Origin of the sequence: Marinobacter salinus (assembly GCF_001854125.1) — a bacterium.
GTDB classification, from domain to species: Bacteria; Pseudomonadota; Gammaproteobacteria; order Pseudomonadales; family Oleiphilaceae; genus Marinobacter; species Marinobacter salinus.
On record NZ_CP017715.1, the window covers coordinates 116,524 to 134,214 of the forward strand.

Genomic DNA, 17,691 nt, shown 5'->3' on the forward strand with positions numbered 1-17,691 from the left:
TGTGTTTCAAAAGCAAGGAGGAGCTGATGCCAAGACAGGCCAGGGTGATTGTGCCCGGTTTTCCCCACCATATTGTCCAGCGCGGTCATAACCGACAACCCGTGTTTGTCGAACGTCGTGATTTTGAGTACTACCTGGCGAATCTTCAGGAATGGAAGCAGGTCTATGAACTGGAGGTGTTCAGTTACTGCTTGATGACGAACCATGTGCATTTGGTCGTTTATGCGAACGACAACGTGACAGCCATCCCTCAATTGATGAAACGCCTTGCTGGGCGGCAGACCCGTTTTTTGAATGCTCTTGAAAAACGCAGTGGCTCGCTGTGGGAGGGTCGTTACAAGATTAGTCCGATTGATACGGATGCCTACTTGTTGGCATGTTGTCGTTATGTGGAGCTCAATCCTGTTAAAGCAGGAATGGTGGATAGCGCTGAATCCTATGAGTGGTCGAGTTATTCTGCACGTGTGGGATTGTCCCCTTGCCATTGGCTGGATGAACCAGACACTTTTCGGGCTCTGGCAGGCAACCATGAGATGCGGGTTGAGGCCTATCGGCAGTTTGTTGAGCAGAAAAATGATTTACAGTCAGATGAGTTGATTCGCTCGGCGATCAATAGCAACAAGCTGACTGGTGGCAACAAGTTCGTCGATGAAATAGAAAAGCGCATCGGTATCAGAGTTGAAACGCGGAAGCCGGGTAGGCCGGCCTCTGGAAAATAAATCTGTCCCGGTTTTCCATACACGTCCGGTGATCTTATCTTGAGCAAATCGCCGCTGCCGTCAGGATAGTGTTCAGCCATTAACAATCGGCACATGTCTGCGCCGATTGTTTTCAAGCTGGGTTTAGCAGGAGGCTTATTTGAAGCGAGAGGTTGCAGAGCTGAACGCGCTGCTTACTGAGTCCCAAGCGCTGTCAACGCCCGCTTTAAGATCTTCCCAGGCATCGTCGCCAGCTTCATTTATTTCATCGAGTTTCTTGCTGACATCGTCTTTCATCGATTTCAGTTCGTCGATCTGCTTGTAATATTCCTGCTGGGTATCCGCCTCTTTGGAATCGGCTTTGGCTTTCAGCTTGTCAATCTCGGCATTCCATTCGTCGAGCTTGGCCTGAAGTTTTTTAACGTAAGTATCTTTCATGCTCATTATCATCATTCCCTGTGAGCGCGCCCTTCGAGGGCAAAATGGGCCGTGACGCTGCATTGCCAATCTTTGGCAGGTCTTGGCTGAATCGAATTTACTCCCAGCCCCCAGACTAATCAACGTTTATTACAGCCTAGCCAGAGGCACCCCCGACAACTACTCATTGGCCACCTTCTTAAGCCATTCCACGCCAAAGCGCACACCAAAACCCTGCAAGTCAGTCGGTATCAGGAAAACCGGCAGGAAAACCGGGACAGATTTATTTTAGCGGATTTATTTTAGCGAGTGTGAATGCTCACCGAGCAGATAGTTAACCAGGGCATTCAGGCTTTCTTCCGACATTCGCCACCGTGGCATCGTATCGTTCAGTGGTTCACCATCGGGGCCAATGCCGTTCACGATGGCGTTTTTTAGCGATGATTCGTCGTAGGATGCGTGGTCGTGGCCATCATTGTGCTCTTTCTCTAATGCCCCATGCGTTAAAGCCGGAGCCACCTCCCAGAATCGCGGCCACATGATCGCGCCGCCTTCCTTGTCAGCACCGTGGCAAGTGGCACAGCTGCCACCATGCATCTGCATATGATGGTGCCCACCAACAGGACGGATCTGCTCACCGGAGCTTGAAATGCCGGTAAAATAGAGGCGTTCCCCTTCACTGCTGAAGCTCGAGGGGGCATTCTCAACGCCATAGCGACCATGGTTGGTCTCCATGCATCCGGAAACTCCCGCCGCGACAAAGGCAAGCACCAATACGTTCCTAATCCAATTGTGTTTCACTGTTTCAGTTGGCTCCTTTGCCCCGGGAAAATGCTTCATGTTCAAGTTTTGCGTATCGTAACTCTGGCTTGGGAGCGATAGCGAGCAGAAGTAGAAAACCGGGACAGATCTATTTTCCAGTTTCCGTATTGTTCCTGGCAGGCCAGCAATTGCCGGCGCCGGCCTTAGTGAGTTTTTAGCAGTGCATCTTCGATGTCGCTGCTGTCTTCTGGGCGGACGACCCGCGCTATTTCTTCACCATCCTTCAAAAAAATCAGGGTCGGCCAGAGCTTAACGCCAAACGTCCGCCCCAATCTGCGGCCTTTGCCATCCTCAACCTTCACATGCGGAACGTCTGGGTGATTGTCCATTGCCGCCTTGATGTCCGCCTGAGCACCCTGGCAGATCCCGCACCAGTTGGTGCCGAATTCGATCACCATTGGGCCCGTGCTATGGTCCAGCTCATCACGGCTCAGGGTTTCGGGTGTATATCGGCTGGTGTACGCCATGGTGTCCCCTTGTTGGGTTATCCGTCTGGAAAATAAATCTGTCCCGGTTTTACTACTGGATGCCATTGTCAGGAAATGGGCCTTCGATACAGACGACTAATCAAGGGCGTTAAACTATTGTGTTTAGTTTCCTTTTTTGAATTTAGCTTTGCAATTGCCACTCATGCACATTGCACAGTAGTGCTCACGGTCCTCGTGTTTGGTGCCTTCTGTGATCTTGATGCCACAGCCGTTGCAGAGCAGGATGGCAACGTCTCCGTCAAGTTTTACGATTGCGTGTTCGTATTTCATAAGATCGTTCGCGACAGATGTATTTCTTGAATCCTATACTGTTTAGAGGCTGAATGCTGCCAGGTGCGGCCAGTTACTGAATTCTCGCTACTCCGGAGTTGTCGATGGTGGAAAACTGGCAGGATTTGCTGGTGGCCATGCAGGAAATACGCTTGCAGGATGTTATCCCGCAGGCCGCGGTTCTGGTGTTTGCGGGGCTGGCTGCGTTCTATCTGCATCGTCTCATTGCCCGGCATACCGCTGCCGATTCCCAGGGCGTGCGACACCTGACGCAACGCGCCATCCAGCGCCTTGCCTTTCCAATCTCGATGCTGGTGGTGGTTCTGCTGGGGCGCGCGTTACTTGCCGCGCTGAATCAGGCCTATTGGGCCCTGGATCTGGCTGTCCCGCTGCTGATCTCGTTCGCCCTGATCCGCACCCTGGTGTATATGTTGCGCAAGGGGATGCGAAGCGGCCCCTTGGTCAAGGCTTCGGAAAATGTCATCAGTACCCTCATCTGGCTGGTGGTGGGCCTGCATCTCGTGGGCTTGCTGCCCGGATTGCTTGAGGCCATGGATAGCCTGGCCTTCTCTGTGGGCGAGCTGCGCATATCCCTGTTGGCGGTCATCAAGCTGCTCCTGCTGATGGGCCTTGTGTTAGTGGTTGCCATATGGCTCTCGGGCCTTATCGATCGGCGACTGTCCCGGTTGCCGTACCTGAGCCCCGGCGCGGCCGTGGGTTTCTCCAAAGTCAGCAAGCTGGTGCTGATCACCGTTGCTGGGTTGTCCGTTCTTAATCTGGTCGGTATTGATCTCACGGCGCTCGCGGTGTTCGGCGGTGCCCTGGGTGTTGGCCTTGGCTTCGGCTTGCAGCGTATTGCCAGCAATTTCATCAGCGGTTTTATTCTTGTGTTCGACCGCTCGATTCGCCCCGGTGATGTGGTCAGCGTCGGTGAGAAGTTCGGCTGGGTGGTCGCACTGCATGCCCGCTACGTGGTGGTGCGCAATCGCGACGGCGTGGAGACGCTCATTCCCAACGAAAACCTGATTACCACTGAGGTGATTAACTGGTCTTATTCGGACCCCAACGTGCGCCTGAAGATCCCGGTTTCAGTAAGCTACAGTGATGACGTGGAGCGTGCCATGGCCATCATGCTGGAGATCGCCCGGGAGCACCCCCGGGTGATTCCGGATCCCGAGCCGGTGTGCCGGTTAACAGAGTTTGGTGACAATGGCATTCATCTGGAAGCTCGGGTCTGGGTCGCAGACCCGCAAGCAGGTTTCGGTAGCGTAAGCTCTGACATCAATCTGGAGATCTGGCGCCGATTCAAGCAAGAAGGCATCACCATCCCGTTCCCGCAACAAGATCTTTACATCAAGGAAGTGCCAGCGAAATAATCATGGGGAATCCGGCAAAATCGGGACAGGGTTATTTTTCCTGAGCCACCAGAGACGCCGCGAAAATAGATCCCGGTTTCACTTGGCAGCAGGTTGGCGGCATCCTGGGCCCGACGGTTAATCCAGACGGACAGCTGTAATATCTCCGCCTAGGCCTATCCCGACGACAACCGGGAATGACACAAAGTGGAAACGCGTCGTGACATTGTCGTCATGCACGGCAAAGCCGAAGGTATAGGTGTTACCGCGCTTCAGGGTGATGTCGTCGTCATGGCCGGTGTCGAGCGGTCTGACCCAGGTCACAATCCAGCTCCCATCTTCCCACTTGCCGGTAACCCGGGAGTTGTCTGCCGCCGAGCCTCGGGCGTCCACGCGGCTCAGCAGTCGGCCTGGAAGTACGTCGCCTTCTTTCCACCCGGCGTCGGGGTCATAGGGAGCCGCGTTATCTTCGCGGATCAGGGCCGCAGGTTCCGGGCCAGTCTCTATATCCGACACGGTGAGGGATTTCCTGCCAACTTTCTTGGGATCGAACATAAATTTGGGGGTCATGGAGTCGCGATCGACGTTCCAGGAGAACGGGTTTTTACCTTCGTCGAAAAGGCGGTATCCGAGTACAAAGCCGTCGTCTGCCATGTCGACCGGGTTGCTCCGGGCCGCACGCCACTGCATCAGATCCAGGAAAACGCCCTTGTCCTTGAGTTTCGCCAGAGCTTCGGGGGATTTAACCTTGTCCCAGCTCGTGGATGTGTCGGTACGGGAGGCGGGAAGGTACTTGCGCACGTCACTGCGGCCCAGGCCACCTTCGCCCAGATACGGGTGAGAGCGGACCGCTTCTGATGTAGGTTCGCCCGGCATGTCCCGCATGCCGGTGTGGCAACTGAGCCAGCACCCCTGCTCGGCAAATCGTTGCACACCGCCATCGTCGATCATGATCGCAAGTCGGTCTTCATAGAGGGGCGGCTCCTGTCCCTGGCGCACGCGCTTTGCCGATCGTGGGCCGCCGTAGAATGCCCATGCCTGGCCATCGTAGCGCATGTAGTTGTGCATCACGCCGGGCCGTTCCGCCTGGGTCTTCCAGCGGAACCGGAGGTACAGGTTTTCCTCGTCGTGAGCAGCCTGGACAACCAATTGTAGTGACCCTTTCTTGCCGTCGATCGGATTGGGTTCCAGGAGGCCACCCGAGACAATATCGTTACCCATGCTTCGTTCCGAGTCACGGTGGCAGCGCTTGCAGGCGGTGCCGCGTCCCACCATACGCGCACCGGGATGTTCCGGGCTATGTAACCACTGGAAGCTCGATTGCCCGGGATAGAACAGGGTAACCTCTTCAACCGGAACCGATGTCCAGGCGATTGGTGTTGTGGCGTCAGCCAGAGCGGAAGCTGCAGAAAAGTTAGCGGCAAAGGCAACCACGGCGAGGTGTCTCAGTGAAGTCTGCAACATGGTGCATCCTCGGCAGGATAGGTGGGTTCCGACGGCGGGACTTTTAATCTGTTCTGGAAACGCTCGTCCATGCCCACAACATAGACTACGATGCCTGTTTGGGAAACTGCGGAGAACCGGGACAGATTTATTTTGGCGAGAGGCCATGGCGTGCAGGTGCTCTTTCTGGATCAGGGTCACCTGCCGCGTGCCGGGCGGATTCCAATCCATTCCACGCGACCGCATTGAGGCAGCGTGTCCAGCAGGGTTTGAAGTGGGGTAGGTTCAGGCATGGGCCAGCGCTCGCACGCAGAGGCGGAACAGGTCGGCCGAGAAAAACCGGTGTTCGCCTGGCCGCTCAGCCACGAATAGCTGCCCACCGGACTGGCGGATTCCGCCTTCTATCATCAGGTTGTCGCTCATCTCGAAGTCCTCTACGGCGTGGCCCAGTTCATCCAGGCCGGTTTCGCCGGCTCGTTTTCGGTAGTGCCGGCTGTCCAGGGTGAACCCGAAGGCGGGCTTTCCCTGGCCGATCATGTAGCCGATTTCGAAGGCAGTGCCGGGGTCGGCACTGATACCGCGAAAGGGGGTGAGGTTGGCGATGATAGCGCTGCAGCTGTCCATCAGTTCGCGGTTGGCCTGGTAGATCCGGTGGCCGCGTTCTGGTTTGGTCAGGTCATCTGCAAACGCAAGCGTCGTATCCAGCGGGTCTACGCCTTCAAGTCCGACTTCCCGGAGTAGGCGCTTTTTCTCGGCCACGATCGCCCGGTGTTCCTCGGCCGGGAAGAAGACTTCGGGGCCGGCGAGGTAGATGCGTTTGGGCTGTGCCATGGCTTAAGAAAGAACCTGGCCGCCGTCCACCACCAGCGTCTGGCCGGTTATCCACCGGGCCAGATCGGAGGCCAGGAACAACGCCACGTCGGCGATTTCCTCCGGCGTGCCCAGGCGCCCGAAGGGAATCCCTCCGCGAATACGCTCGTAGAGCTCCGGATTGTGCTGACGGGCCTGATCCCAGACGCCGCCCGGAAACTCGATCGAGCCCGGGGCAATGCCATTAACACGCACTTTATGCGGGGCCATGGCCACCGCCAGGCTGCCGGTGTAATGAGCGACGGCGGCCTTGATGGCCGCATAGGGGGCGGTGCGTGTCGAGGCGTGCAGGGCGGCGATGGAGGCAATGTTGATGATCGTGCCCCCGGTTTCCTTAAGCGCTGGCAGGCAGGTATGGCCGGCGCGAACCGTGCCCATCAGATCCACCTCAACGCTGCTCAGCCACCCTTCTTCGTTGTCCTCCCGCCCGAACGCCGAGGCGCAATTGACCAGCACGTCCAGGCCACCCAACTCGCCCATGGCGCTCTGCAGATAGGTCTCCAGCGCGGCCTTGTCGCCAATGTCGCAGGCGGCCACGTGCAGCGCCAGCCCCTCGCCAGCCATTTCTTCCGCCAGTGCGTCCAGGGACGCCTGCCCGCGCGCGCACACAGAAACGCTGGCACCGGCGCGGGCAAATCCCAACGCGATGGCCCGGCCAATACCCTTGCTGCCGCCAGCGACGATGACGCGCCGGCCGTGGAAATCAAACGTCATTGAATGCTCCTTGAGTGACTTGCATAAGACCCCCGGCCCTACCAACAGGAAACAGTATAGAAAAAAACGGGACAGATTATCGTCCAGGACTGGAATAGTCGGCTTTATCGGGATTTATTGCGTCGCTATTGACCAATCAAAAGCGCGTCTGCTGTGAGCTCCTGTAGTAGTCCCTTAATACCCTCTGCACCATCACCGCTGCTACTGTTTTCAGACTTGGCCAAACAAGCACAAGGAGACAGCCATGAGCGGGAAGAAGATTCTGATGATTACCGGTGATTTCACCGAAGATTACGAAACCATGGTGCCGTTCCAGGCACTGCAGGCCGTCGGCCACACGGTTCATGCCGTTTGCCCGGACAAAAAAGCTGGCGATACCGTTGCCACTGCCATCCATGACTTCGAGGGCGACCAGACCTACACCGAAAAGCCCGGCCATCGGTTTGCCCTGAATGCGGATTTTGACGGACTGGACCCGGCGAACTACGACGCGTTGGTAGTGCCCGGCGGTCGCGCACCCGAGTACCTGCGCCTTAACAAGGATGTGCAGAATCTGGTTCGCCATTTCTTCGAAACCAACAAGCCGGTGGCGGCGATCTGCCACGGTGCCCAGTTGTTGGCCGCAGCAGGGGTTCTGGAGGGCCGAAAATGCTCTGCCTATCCGGCCTGCCAACCGGAAGTGGAACTGGCCGGCGGTACCTTCGCCAGTATCGAGGTTGATCAGGCGGTAACCGATGCTAATCTGGTAACAGCGCCTGCGTGGCCCGCTCATCCGGCCTGGCTTGCGCAGTTCTTCACATTGCTGGATCAATAACGCAACAGGGGCCAGCCCACCGGCCCCTCAGCGCTCTCAATCGCTTCCAGGGAGGCCGTCATGTGCAAGCTCTTTATCAACGCCGAGCCGGAGCTTTGGGTCAGCCGGACCCACTCCCTGCGTATTGACGGTATGGTGACCAGTGTGCGGATGGAAAACGCCTTCTGGCAGGTACTGGCAGAGCTGGCCGAACGGGATGGCATGAACCTGCCGCAGATGATCACCCGGCTTTACCACGAATCCATTGATGCCGGCCACGACCTCGGCAACTTCACGTCCTTCCTCCGGGTTTGTGCGCTCCGCTATCTTGAGCTGCAGCTGAGCGGCGACGTTCCCAGGGATACCCGGGTACCGATTGCCTCACTTGATGCCGACCGCATTCTCGCTGGCAAACCCGGTGAGCCGGCAACACCGGAAGTGGTGACCAAAGCAAGGCACTGATCCCGGAACGAAATCCGGGACAGATCTTATTTGAGGCTGGTAAAACCCTGACCTTCGATATCGAAATCATCGAACTGCCGGTTTGATCAATTCTGCGGTTTGCAGGAATAGTGGCCGTGAGTTAAACCTAATCGCGGGATTTTCGATTTTCAGTGACCATTAGAGAGGCAGCTTGGATGGCGACTATAAAACCTGGTGGCCTGGGAATTAAAACACGCCTGTTTCAGGTCATTTTCGAATCAGATACCCGCCTGGCCAAGGGCTTTGATATTTTCTTGGCGCTGCTGATATTCCTCAGCGTGGGGATTATTCTCCTGGACAGCGTTCCGGAATATCACGCTCGCTTCGGTGAGCTTTTTTATGTCGTGGAGTGGGGCATAACGCTGCTGTTCACCCTTGAGCTGGCCCTGCGCATCTATTGCCTGGAGAAACCGAAGCTTTACCTTAAAAGCTTTTACGGTGTTATCGACGTTCTGGCCGTCTTGCCTACCTGGCTGGCGCTATTGTTTCCGGGTGCGCAGACTCTCGTTGTCGTGCGTCTGCTGCGGACCCTGCGTCTGTTTCGGGTACTGGAAATGATGACAGTGGTGGGCGAGGGCCGTCTGCTGATGGACGCCCTGATTCGCAGCCGGCACCAGATCCTGCTTTTTCTGTTTGCAGTGTTGATGGTCGTGACCATCTTCTCTTCTTTGCTCTATCTCATTGAGCCGGCCGAGGCGGGCTTTACCAGTATTCCCAAATCCATCTACTGGGGAATCGTGACACTGACAACCGTAGGTTATGGCGACATAACGCCGGTGACGGCCTTGGGGCAGTTCATTTCCATGATGATCATGTTGACGGGCTACTCGATTATTGCGCTTCCCGTTGGCGTATTTTCCGCGGAAGTGATTCGCGCCCTACGCGCGGAGCGGTACTCCGATGAAGCCTGCCCGGGATGCGGTAAACATCGACATGAAATAGACGCCAAATATTGTAAATACTGCGGTACCTGGCTTGATGAAGAGACACCCGAGCCGGTCGAGTGACCGGCCCATCTTGATTTCAGGCAGCAGAGGCCTGGATTTTGTGGACGTCGTCGCTGCTGAGGGGTTTTCCGCCGATTCCCCATTCTCCCTCGCTGACTTCATTGATGACTACCCAGGTCAGACCTCGCATCGCTTCGCCTTCAATCCCCACCATGGCGTCGGTGACTTTCGCGATCATCTCCTGCTTCTGTTTTTTGTCGAATACGTTCTCAATCAGGTTGATAGTGACTAATGGCATGGTTGTGCTCCTTTCTGTGGTAGAAAGCCTCCCCCGATGGGCGGCGTGTACAACAACTTGAGATCAGTCTACGAGGTTGCCCCGGGCCATACTTGGGGAAGCTGTGAGGAATATGTGGAGAATCTCGGGGTGTTGTCTGCTAATTTAGAAAGCAGCTAGCCATAGCGGAACAGATCCATGATTTTCAGTTTTTCTGATTTTCAGTTGGACACCTATCAGCTCCAGCTGCGTCGCTCTGGCGCAGCCCAGCCTCTGGAGCCGCTTGTCTTCGATTTGCTGACCTATCTGGTGACTCACCGCGACCGTATCGTGAGCCGGGCGGAACTGCTGGACCAGCTGTGGTCAGGCAAGGTTGTCAGCGAGTCCGCCTTGAGCAGTGCCATTAAAGCCGCTCGCCACGCCTTGGGGGATAGCGGGCAGACACAGGGCTTCATTGCCACGTTCAATCGTCGGGGCTATCGCTTTGTGGCCGACATTGATGTGCCCGAGCCGCTTGCTCAGATCTCTGGCGCGGATGTCATGCAGCAGAGCGCTGCCGAGGCGCATCAGGAGCTGGCCGCCGCCTGCCTGTTTTCGCCCCGCAATGAGCGGGAGAAAGAACAGCCCGTGCTGGCGGTGCTTCCGTTCTCTCACGGCGTGGGCGTTGATCAGACCGCCTGGATTGCGGAAGTGCTCTGTGAAGATATCAGTATTCACCTGGCCCGCATTCCCGGCTTTCTGGTGCTGTCCCGCAATACCGCCTCCCAGTATCGCCAGCGGGAAGTGAGCATTCAGCACATCGCAAGAGAGCTGGGTGTGGACTACGTCATCGAAGGCTCGGTGTGGCCCATGGGGGACAACCTGCGAGTCGGGGTCCAGCTGCTGGACGCGGAGAGCGGCAACATGCTCTGGTCGGACCGGAAACTGATCCCGGTGGACAGCCTGAACGCATTGGAAGAGGAGGTGGTGCGCGAGATCGTGAGCCGGATTGAGCCCCAACTCAATCGGGCTGAGCTGATCCAGCTGCGAAAACGACGCACGGTGGATCTGGGTGCCTGGGCACTGTATCGCCAGGGACACGCCATTCTTGGCCAGAAAGGCTGGAGTGAGGAAAGCTTCACCGAAGCGGCCAATCTTCTGCGACAAGCGATCCAGCAGGATCCGGAACTCGCGTTTGCCCATGCCTATCTGGCCTTGATCATTGCCATTGGTCATCTGGTGGGGCTCATTCGTGGGCATGAATGGCTCGTTGAGGCCAGCCAATCAGCTGAAAAAGCCGTGGCTCTGGACGGTCAGGATACCGATGTTCTCGGCTATGCCGGCTGTGCGTTTGCCGATATGGGGGACCTGCAACGGGGCGTTGGCATGTTACGTCGCGCAGTAGAACTGGACCCAAGTAACGCTCAGGCGATGACCGCGCTGGGGGCCGCCATGATTCGCCAGGGCGATGTTCAGGGCATCGACTTTATGCTCCGGGGTATGAAGATCAGCCCGCGAGATAATCGTCGCTCGGCGTGGGGCGCGCTGCTCGCCCGGGGGATGCTCAATTTCGGCCAGATTGACAACGCCATTCGGACAGCCAGCGATGCCTGTCGTTGTGATGACCGAATTTTCCTGCCCCGAGTTGTACTCGCCATTGCCCATATTCACGAGGGGAACATCCCGGGGGCAGTCGATGCCTTGAGCGATGCCCGTCGCATCCGGCCGACTCTTGGTCAGAGAGAGATCGCCTGCTTTGCCAGCCGCGCCGAAATGGCGTTATTGCAAAAAGGCGGGGTGCTGGCTGGGCTGCCGTCCTAGGAGCACTTGAGGGCAGGGGCATCACTTCGGGTTGCAAACAAAAACCGGGACAGATTTATTTGCGCCTCGCAGGCAACGGCACCGGCATTTGCTAGTATGACCGCCTTCTCCTCCTGATAACGATTAAGCACTGCAACATGAATGCTCCTTTCAAGCTTCGGCCCTACCAGCAGGAAGCAGTTGATGCCACATTGAGGCATTTCCGCCAATCCGATGAGTCCGCCGTCATCGTGCTGCCGACCGGTGCGGGTAAAAGTCTGGTTATTGCCGAGTTGGCCCGCCTTGCCCGGCGCAAGATTCTGGTGCTGACTCACGTCAAAGAGCTTGTGGAGCAGAATCACGCCAAATACCAGAGCTATGGGTTAACGGGCGGCGTCTTCTCCGCCGGGCTGAAACGCAAGGAAAACCGGCATCAGGTCACCTTTGCCAGTGTGCAGTCCGTATCGGCGAATCTGGATCAGTTCAGGGATGAGTACTCGTTGGTCATCATCGATGAGTGCCATCGGGTCAGCGGTGAGGAGACCAGTCAGTATCAACGGATCATCGAGCTTCTGCGCCAACAGAATGATTCCCTCAAAGTGCTCGGGCTAACCGCCACACCCTATCGTCTGGCCATGGGCTGGATCTACCGCTATCACTACCGGGGCTTTGTTCGCGGTTCCAGTGAAGAACAGGATAAGCCCTTCCAGCACTGCATCTACGAACTGCCGTTGAGCTACATGATCAATCGGGGGTATCTCACCAGGCCTGAGTTGGTGAACGCGGCGGTGGCCCAATACGATTTCTCTGCGCTACCTGAGGACCGCTTTGGCGAATACGCCGAGAAGGACGTCAACCAGCTGCTGAGCAAACATAAGCGTGTGACCCGAGCCATCATTGAGCAGGTGGTCGAGCTGGCCGCTGAGCGTCAGGGCGTGATGATTTTTGCAGCCACGGTGGATCATGCGCGGGAGATCACCAGTTATCTGCCGGAACACGAAACGGCCCTGGTGACCGGCGGGACCGATCTCAAGGATCGGGGCTTGCTGATCCGGCGCTTCAAGCAGCGGGAGTTGAAGTATCTGGTGAACGTGTCTGTGCTTACCACGGGCTTTGATGCGCCCCATGTGGACTTTATCGCCATCCTTCGCCCGACCCAGTCGGTAAGCCTGTATCAGCAGATCGTGGGCCGCGGTCTTCGTCTGGACGAAGCTAAACAGGATTGTCTGGTGATCGATTACGCGGGCAACCATGTGAATCTGCATCACCCGGAGGTAGGCGAGCCGAAACCGAACCCCGACAGTGAGCCGGTGCAGGTGTTCTGCCCGGGCTGTGGTTTTGCCAATATCTTCTGGGGCAAAACCGACAGCGAAGGGCGGGTTATCGAGCACTACGGGCGCCGTTGTCAGGGGCTGCTGGAGCCTGCGGAAGGGGATGAACCTGCTGCGCAGAACGGGCGCCCGCAACAGTGCGATTACCGTTTTGTTTTCAAGGAGTGCCCGCACTGCGGTGGCGAGAATGATATTGCGGCCCGTAACTGTCACCAGTGCCACAAAGCCATCATCGACCCGGATGATCAGCTAAGAGATGCCCTGAAACTGAAGGATGCGATGGTGATCCGTTGCGCCGGGATCACGCTAGGTGTTGATGGGAGCAACCTGAAGATCACCTATCACGGTGAAGATGGGGAAGAACTCAGCGAGTCGTTTGATTTCGCCAGGCTGGCGCAGCGCACCGTCTTTAACAAGCTGTTCGGGCGTCGTTTCGCCAATGGCCAGGCGCCGAAAACGTTCAACAAGGCGGATGAGGTGCTGGAGAGTCAGGCATTGTTGCCTGCACCGGACTTTGTGATTGCCCGCAAGCAAAAGCACTATTGGCAGGTTCAGGAAAGGATCTTTGATTATCGGGGGCGGTATCGTAAGGCGAATGAAGCCGATAGATACTGAGATTTGTCTCCCGGCTATAAGGCCGACCTTCGTTAGGGCGGGGCTTTTAGCCCCGCCCAACCATTATGATTTAGATACCAGCAGGTCGCTGTTGAGCTCGCTGATTGATTTGGCGCCGGTCAGCACCATGGCGACCCGCATTTCTTTTTCGATCAACTCCAGCAGATTGCTGACACCGGCCTGGCCGTCGACCGCCAGGGCGTAGATAAAGGCGCGGCCGAGCAGGGTGCAGTCGGCACCCAGCGCCAGCATGCGCACCACATCCAGGCCGGTGCGGACGCCCGAATCTGCCAGAATTTTCAGATCGCCCTTGACCGCATCGGCAATGGCCGGCAGCGCGCGGGCGCTGGACAGTGCCCCGTCAAGCTGGCGACCGCCGTGGTTGGAAACGACGATCCCGTCGGCGCCAAAGCGCACGGCATCGCGGGCATCCTCCGGGTCCAAAATGCCCTTGATGATCATCGGGCCATCCCAGAATTCGCGAATCCACTCAAGATCCTTCCAGGAGATGGATGCATCAAAGTTGTTCCCCAGCCAGCCGATGTAGTCCTCCAGACCGGTCGCGGTGCCGCGATAGGCGGAGATGTTGCCCAGATCGTGCGGCTTGCCGAGCAGACCCACGTCATAGGCCCAGCGCGGGTGAATCATCGCCTGCAGGTAGCGGCGCATGGCCGCGTTAGGGCCGCTCATGCCCGAGTGCGCGTCTCGATAGCGGGCACCCGGAACCGGCATGTCGACGGTAAACACCAGGGTGGTGACACCGGCGGCTTTGGCGCGTTCCAGCGCGTTTTTCATAAAGCCGCGGTCCTTCAGCACATAGAGCTGGAACCACATGGGGCGGCTGATCGCCGGCGCGACCTCCTCAATCGGGCAGACCGAAACGGTGGACAGGGTAAAAGGAATGCCCTTGTCCGCCGCCGCGCGCGCTGCCTGCACCTCGCCGCGGCGGGCGCACATACCGGCCAGGCCGACCGGCGCCAGAGCTACCGGCATGCTCAGGGTCTCGTCGAACAGCTGGGTTTCCAGGCTCAGCTCCTCCATGTTTTTCAGCACCCGCTGGCGCAAACCGATGTCGGCCAGATCCGCCACGTTGTGCTTGAGTGTGTGCTCGGCGAAGGAGCCCCCATCGACGTAATGGAACAGAAAGGGTGGCAGACGGCGCTTGGCGGCGGCGCGGTAGTCTGTCGAGGCGGAAATGATCATCGGGGATTCCTCACGGGCTCTTGAAAATATTACGGGGCAGCGCAGGGTAGTCCCCTTGCGACACAAAGGCTAACCGTGGCCGAGACCGCGGAGCGAAAACTGGTAGGGCCAGATTACAGCAGTTGGGAGAATAGATTAGGAAAGCATAAAAAGCATGTCAAAAAGGTAATCATATACTTAGGTAGAGAGATCCACGTGAGCTGATCACACAGTGGTACTGGTTAACCCTTTCTGTAAATTGGTCAGACCACATAATGGGTAATGGAAGTGGGGCAAATTCGTCATCGCCCGCAAGCAAAAGCACTATTGGCAGGTGCAGGAACGGATTTTCGATTACCTGGGGAAGCTGAGTTAGGCCCAACGCTTTTAGATGGCGGGCACTGGAGTCAACACCGTCGCTGATTATAATGGCGTACCTTAAACCATTGCAGAGAACCCTATGCCCATCGAAAAGAATCAAGTCGTCCTGTTTCACTACAGCGTCCGTGATGAACAAGGCAACGTTGTTGAAAACTCCCATGGCGGCGAGCCGAACGCCTACCTGCATGGCCACGGCGGCATTATCCAGGGCCTGGAAGAAGCGCTGGAAGGTCGCGAGGCCGGCGATACGTTCAGCGTCACCGTCACTCCGGAAAAAGCCTACGGTCCGCGCAAGGCCGATGCCGTGCAGCGTGTGCCGATCAAGCATTTGATGGGTGCCAAACGCTGGAAATCGGGGATGATCGCCCAGGTGCAAACCGAGCAGGGCCCGCGCCATGTGCTCGTCGTCAAGGTCGGCCACAAGTTTGCCGATGTCGACACCAATCATCCGATGGCCGGTAAAACCCTGACCTTCGATATCGAAATCATCGAAGTTCGGGCCGCCGATCCGGAAGAGTTGGCGCACGGCCATGCACATGGGCCGGGTGGGCATCATTGAAGGATTGAAAAGATCTGCCTTTCAGCGGCGTTGGCTGCACTGGTATTTTTCGCCATAAAACCCGAAAGACCTAAACCTGCGATAAGAGGAATGGGTTGTGGAAGACTAGATTGCATGGCCAGAGGAAGTGAAACATGCTAGTCAGATGAAACTACTCTTTTTGATTGTTGCTTACCTTGTCGCTGTCACATTGCCGTTGATCTTGTCCGCGTGGGTCGGAGGGCCGCCACGCCAGTTCCACCAGGAACTGGCCTCTGGCCTGGGCATTCTTGCCTTCTCGATGGTCCTCGCGGAATTCATTCTGTCCGGCCGTTTCAAGGCCGTTTCAAATGGCGTGGGACTGGATGTGACAATGCGGTTTCACCAGATCATGGCTCGCACGGCACTGGTCTTTGCTCTGCTGCACCCGTTTCTTTACCAGGGGACGCCGTCAGGTGGTCAACGCCCGTGGGACCCGACGCGCGCATTGACGATCACGACTGATTTTTCCGTTCTGTCGACAGGTATTGCCGCCTTCCTGCTTCTTCCAAGCCTTGCTCTACTGGCAATCGGGCGCACCCAACTGGACTTCAAATACGAGACATGGCGCCTTTTACATGGGATCGGCGCGCTCCTGATCGCTGTTCTTCTGTTGCATCATACCGTGTATGCAGGGCGTTACGGATCGCAGCCTGTGATGAGCTGGGTGTGGCTGGCAATGACCGGAGTGGCTGTTGGGTCACTGCTTACTGTTTACCTGCTGGTTCCCCTTCTGCAGAAGGCACGCCCCTGGCGTGTGACCTCCACAGTCCGGTTGACGCCAAAGCAATGGGAAGTGACCGTGGAGCCAGACGGTCATCGTGGTCTTGATTACAAAGCCGGGCAATTCGTCTGGCTGAATGTGGGGCACAGCGCCTTCTCGATGAAAGAAAACCCGTTCTCCATTTGCTCGGCGCCGGCGGCTGGGCCGGAACTATCTTTCATGATCAAAGAGCTTGGCGACTTCACACGAACACTTGGCCAGATAAAATCTGGGACAGTCGCTTATGTTGACGGCCCTTATGGCAATCTTTCTGTCGATGGTCGCGCTGAACCTGGGGTCGCTCTTATCGCGGGTGGCGTTGGCCTTGCTCCGCTGCTGGGCATTCTCAGGCAAATGCGCCTGACCGGCGATTCGCGTGAGGTGAAGTTGATCTATGGAAATCGGGTGATTGATCAGATTGCCTATCGTGAGGAGCTGAGTGAGGAGGACGTAGTCTACGTGCTGTCAGAACCGCCAGAAAGCTGGCATGGAGAGGTAGGTTTCATAGATGCAGCGCTGATAGATCGCGTCTTTTCAGAGAAAGAGGTGAGCGAATGGGTCTTTGTGATGTGCGGACCGGCGATCATGATGGATATCGTCGAAGATCACCTGATAAAGAGGGGCACCCCCTCTCATCGTATCCTGTCGGAGCGGTTCAACTATGACTAATCCAATCAAGCATTTGAGCCAGCGGCGACAAGTTTCTTTGATCATCTGGGCGCTGAATATCACGTTGTGCCTGGCCCTTATCGTTTTTGTATTGCGCTAATTTGAAACCGGGACAGATTTTTTTCGGTCCCGGTTTTTGGTCTATAGAGAACATCATGCGCAGTCGTTTTGACCAACCATCGTTTTGCCCGGAGCCCCAGATGATCAAGCCCAGTTGTTACAGCTGTCGGAAAAAGTTTGAGCCATCTGCGCTGAGGGTTTCTTACTCAAAAAACTACTGTGAGAGCTGCGGCGTGGGGCTGTTTGGTGAGGATTACTTCAGTTTCGCCAGAAAGCCCGCACCAACTACCCGGAAGAACCTGGCTGTCCATTTTGCAGTGCTTCTTTTCGGGGTTATTTGCTTGTTGTTATGGTTTTAGTGAGCACCGGTTTTCAGGGCTGGTCAGTCCCGATTCTGGCGTTTGTGATGCTGCGCATCTACTCCAGATTGACTATGCTATACAAGGGCGTGTGAGAAAGGAGGAACTATCATGCGTTATCTTGCGGCTCTGTTAATTGCGGTATTTTTTGCCGGCAATGCGCTAAGTGGCCAGTGCCCCTCTCTGGTTAGCCAGATCGATCAACAACTGCAGTCAGCACAGCTGGACAGTGAGACTGAGACCAGGGTCAAAGAGCTCCGGGATCAGGGTGAAGCTCTGCACAATCAGGGTAAACATACCGAGTCAGTGAAGGTGCTCAAAAGAGCGATCAACGAACTGGAAGCTGCGTCGTAAAAAGCAATTGGCCCTGGTAGTGGCGAATGCTGCCGCTACCAGGG

18 protein-coding genes are annotated in these 17,691 nt (G+C 56.7%); 10 read left to right on the forward strand and 8 right to left on the reverse strand.

The window, feature by feature from the left end; genetic code table 11:
• Positions 1–26 precede the first annotated feature (26 nt).
• A complete protein-coding gene (locus BKP64_RS00530) occupies positions 27–719 on the forward strand; it encodes a transposase (protein ID WP_070964543.1) in 693 nt (230 codons plus the stop codon).
• A 135-nt stretch (positions 720–854) separates the two neighbouring features.
• Here BKP64_RS00530 and BKP64_RS00535 read toward each other — a convergent pair whose 3' ends face one another.
• The 3 genes from BKP64_RS00535 to BKP64_RS00545 all read right to left on the reverse strand — a co-directional run bounded on the left by BKP64_RS00535 (position 855) and on the right by BKP64_RS00545 (position 2,404).
• Positions 855–1,142: a sll1863 family stress response protein gene (locus BKP64_RS00535; protein ID WP_070964546.1), complete on the reverse strand. Its 288-nt coding sequence runs from the start codon at positions 1,140–1,142 to the stop codon at positions 855–857.
• Between the two features lie 270 nt (positions 1,143–1,412).
• Complete coding sequence (locus BKP64_RS00540; RefSeq protein WP_070964549.1) at positions 1,413–1,850, reverse strand: c-type cytochrome; 438 nt, start codon at positions 1,848–1,850, stop codon at positions 1,413–1,415.
• A 230-nt stretch (positions 1,851–2,080) separates the two neighbouring features.
• Positions 2,081–2,404: a thioredoxin family protein gene (locus tag BKP64_RS00545; protein ID WP_070964551.1), complete on the reverse strand. Its 324-nt coding sequence runs from the start codon at positions 2,402–2,404 to the stop codon at positions 2,081–2,083.
• Positions 2,405–2,799: 395 nt separating this feature from the next.
• On the opposite strand from BKP64_RS00545, the gene BKP64_RS00550 reads away from it, so the two are divergent.
• On the forward strand, positions 2,800–4,071 hold the full coding sequence (locus BKP64_RS00550) for a mechanosensitive ion channel family protein (RefSeq protein ID WP_070964554.1): 1,272 nt from the start codon (positions 2,800–2,802) through the stop codon (positions 4,069–4,071).
• Between the two features lie 117 nt (positions 4,072–4,188).
• Here the strand turns inward: BKP64_RS00550 and BKP64_RS00555 are convergent, their stop codons facing one another.
• The 3 genes from BKP64_RS00555 to BKP64_RS00565 form a co-directional block, all read right to left on the reverse strand.
• Positions 4,189–5,514, reverse strand: a complete 1,326-nt coding sequence (locus BKP64_RS00555) for an ethylbenzene dehydrogenase-related protein (RefSeq protein WP_070964558.1) — start codon at positions 5,512–5,514, stop codon at positions 4,189–4,191.
• A 264-nt stretch (positions 5,515–5,778) separates the two neighbouring features.
• Positions 5,779–6,324, reverse strand: coding sequence for a nucleoside 2-deoxyribosyltransferase (locus BKP64_RS00560; RefSeq protein ID WP_070964561.1), 546 nt, complete (start codon positions 6,322–6,324; stop codon positions 5,779–5,781).
• Between the two features lie 3 nt (positions 6,325–6,327).
• Positions 6,328–7,077 (reverse strand): SDR family NAD(P)-dependent oxidoreductase, encoded by a 750-nt coding sequence (locus BKP64_RS00565; RefSeq protein ID WP_070964563.1) that lies wholly within the window; start codon positions 7,075–7,077, stop codon positions 6,328–6,330.
• Between the two features lie 244 nt (positions 7,078–7,321).
• On the opposite strand from BKP64_RS00565, the gene BKP64_RS00570 reads away from it, so the two are divergent.
• The 3 genes from BKP64_RS00570 (at position 7,322) to BKP64_RS00580 (ending at position 9,360) form a co-directional block, all read left to right on the forward strand.
• Positions 7,322–7,891 (forward strand): DJ-1/PfpI family protein, encoded by a 570-nt coding sequence (locus tag BKP64_RS00570; protein ID WP_070964565.1) that lies wholly within the window; start codon positions 7,322–7,324, stop codon positions 7,889–7,891.
• Between the two features lie 60 nt (positions 7,892–7,951).
• On the forward strand, positions 7,952–8,332 hold the full coding sequence (locus BKP64_RS00575) for a ribbon-helix-helix domain-containing protein (protein ID WP_070964568.1): 381 nt from the start codon (positions 7,952–7,954) through the stop codon (positions 8,330–8,332).
• A gap of 176 nt (positions 8,333–8,508) precedes the next feature.
• Positions 8,509–9,360, forward strand: a complete 852-nt coding sequence (locus BKP64_RS00580) for an ion transporter (protein WP_070964570.1) — start codon at positions 8,509–8,511, stop codon at positions 9,358–9,360.
• A gap of 16 nt (positions 9,361–9,376) precedes the next feature.
• Here BKP64_RS00580 and BKP64_RS00585 read toward each other — a convergent pair whose 3' ends face one another.
• Positions 9,377–9,598 carry a tautomerase family protein gene (locus tag BKP64_RS00585; RefSeq protein ID WP_070964573.1) on the reverse strand — a complete coding sequence of 74 codons (222 nt, stop codon included), beginning with the start codon at positions 9,596–9,598 and terminating at the stop codon, positions 9,377–9,379.
• Between the two features lie 177 nt (positions 9,599–9,775).
• On the opposite strand from BKP64_RS00585, the gene BKP64_RS00590 reads away from it, so the two are divergent.
• Both BKP64_RS00590 and radD read left to right on the forward strand, forming a co-directional pair.
• On the forward strand, positions 9,776–11,377 hold the full coding sequence (locus tag BKP64_RS00590; protein ID WP_070964577.1) for a winged helix-turn-helix domain-containing protein: 1,602 nt from the start codon (positions 9,776–9,778) through the stop codon (positions 11,375–11,377).
• A gap of 137 nt (positions 11,378–11,514) precedes the next feature.
• Positions 11,515–13,302, forward strand: a complete 1,788-nt coding sequence (gene radD / locus BKP64_RS00595) for a DNA repair helicase RadD (protein ID WP_070964580.1) — start codon at positions 11,515–11,517, stop codon at positions 13,300–13,302.
• Positions 13,303–13,365: 63 nt separating this feature from the next.
• Here the strand turns inward: radD and lldD are convergent, their stop codons facing one another.
• The gene (gene lldD / locus BKP64_RS00600; RefSeq protein WP_070964583.1) at positions 13,366–14,505 is read right to left on the reverse strand and encodes an FMN-dependent L-lactate dehydrogenase LldD; all 1,140 of its coding nucleotides are present in this window, start codon (positions 14,503–14,505) and stop codon (positions 13,366–13,368) included.
• 439 nt (positions 14,506–14,944) lie between these two features.
• Between lldD and BKP64_RS00605 the strand changes: the two genes are divergently transcribed.
• The 3 genes from BKP64_RS00605 to BKP64_RS00620 all read left to right on the forward strand — a co-directional run bounded on the left by BKP64_RS00605 (position 14,945) and on the right by BKP64_RS00620 (position 17,647).
• Positions 14,945–15,424 carry an FKBP-type peptidyl-prolyl cis-trans isomerase gene (locus tag BKP64_RS00605; protein ID WP_070964585.1) on the forward strand — a complete coding sequence of 160 codons (480 nt, stop codon included), beginning with the start codon at positions 14,945–14,947 and terminating at the stop codon, positions 15,422–15,424.
• A gap of 145 nt (positions 15,425–15,569) precedes the next feature.
• On the forward strand, positions 15,570–16,874 hold the full coding sequence (locus BKP64_RS00610; RefSeq protein ID WP_070964588.1) for a ferredoxin reductase family protein: 1,305 nt from the start codon (positions 15,570–15,572) through the stop codon (positions 16,872–16,874).
• 530 nt (positions 16,875–17,404) lie between these two features.
• Positions 17,405–17,647 carry a hypothetical protein gene (locus BKP64_RS00620; protein WP_070964594.1) on the forward strand — a complete coding sequence of 81 codons (243 nt, stop codon included), beginning with the start codon at positions 17,405–17,407 and terminating at the stop codon, positions 17,645–17,647.
• Positions 17,648–17,691 lie beyond the last annotated feature (44 nt).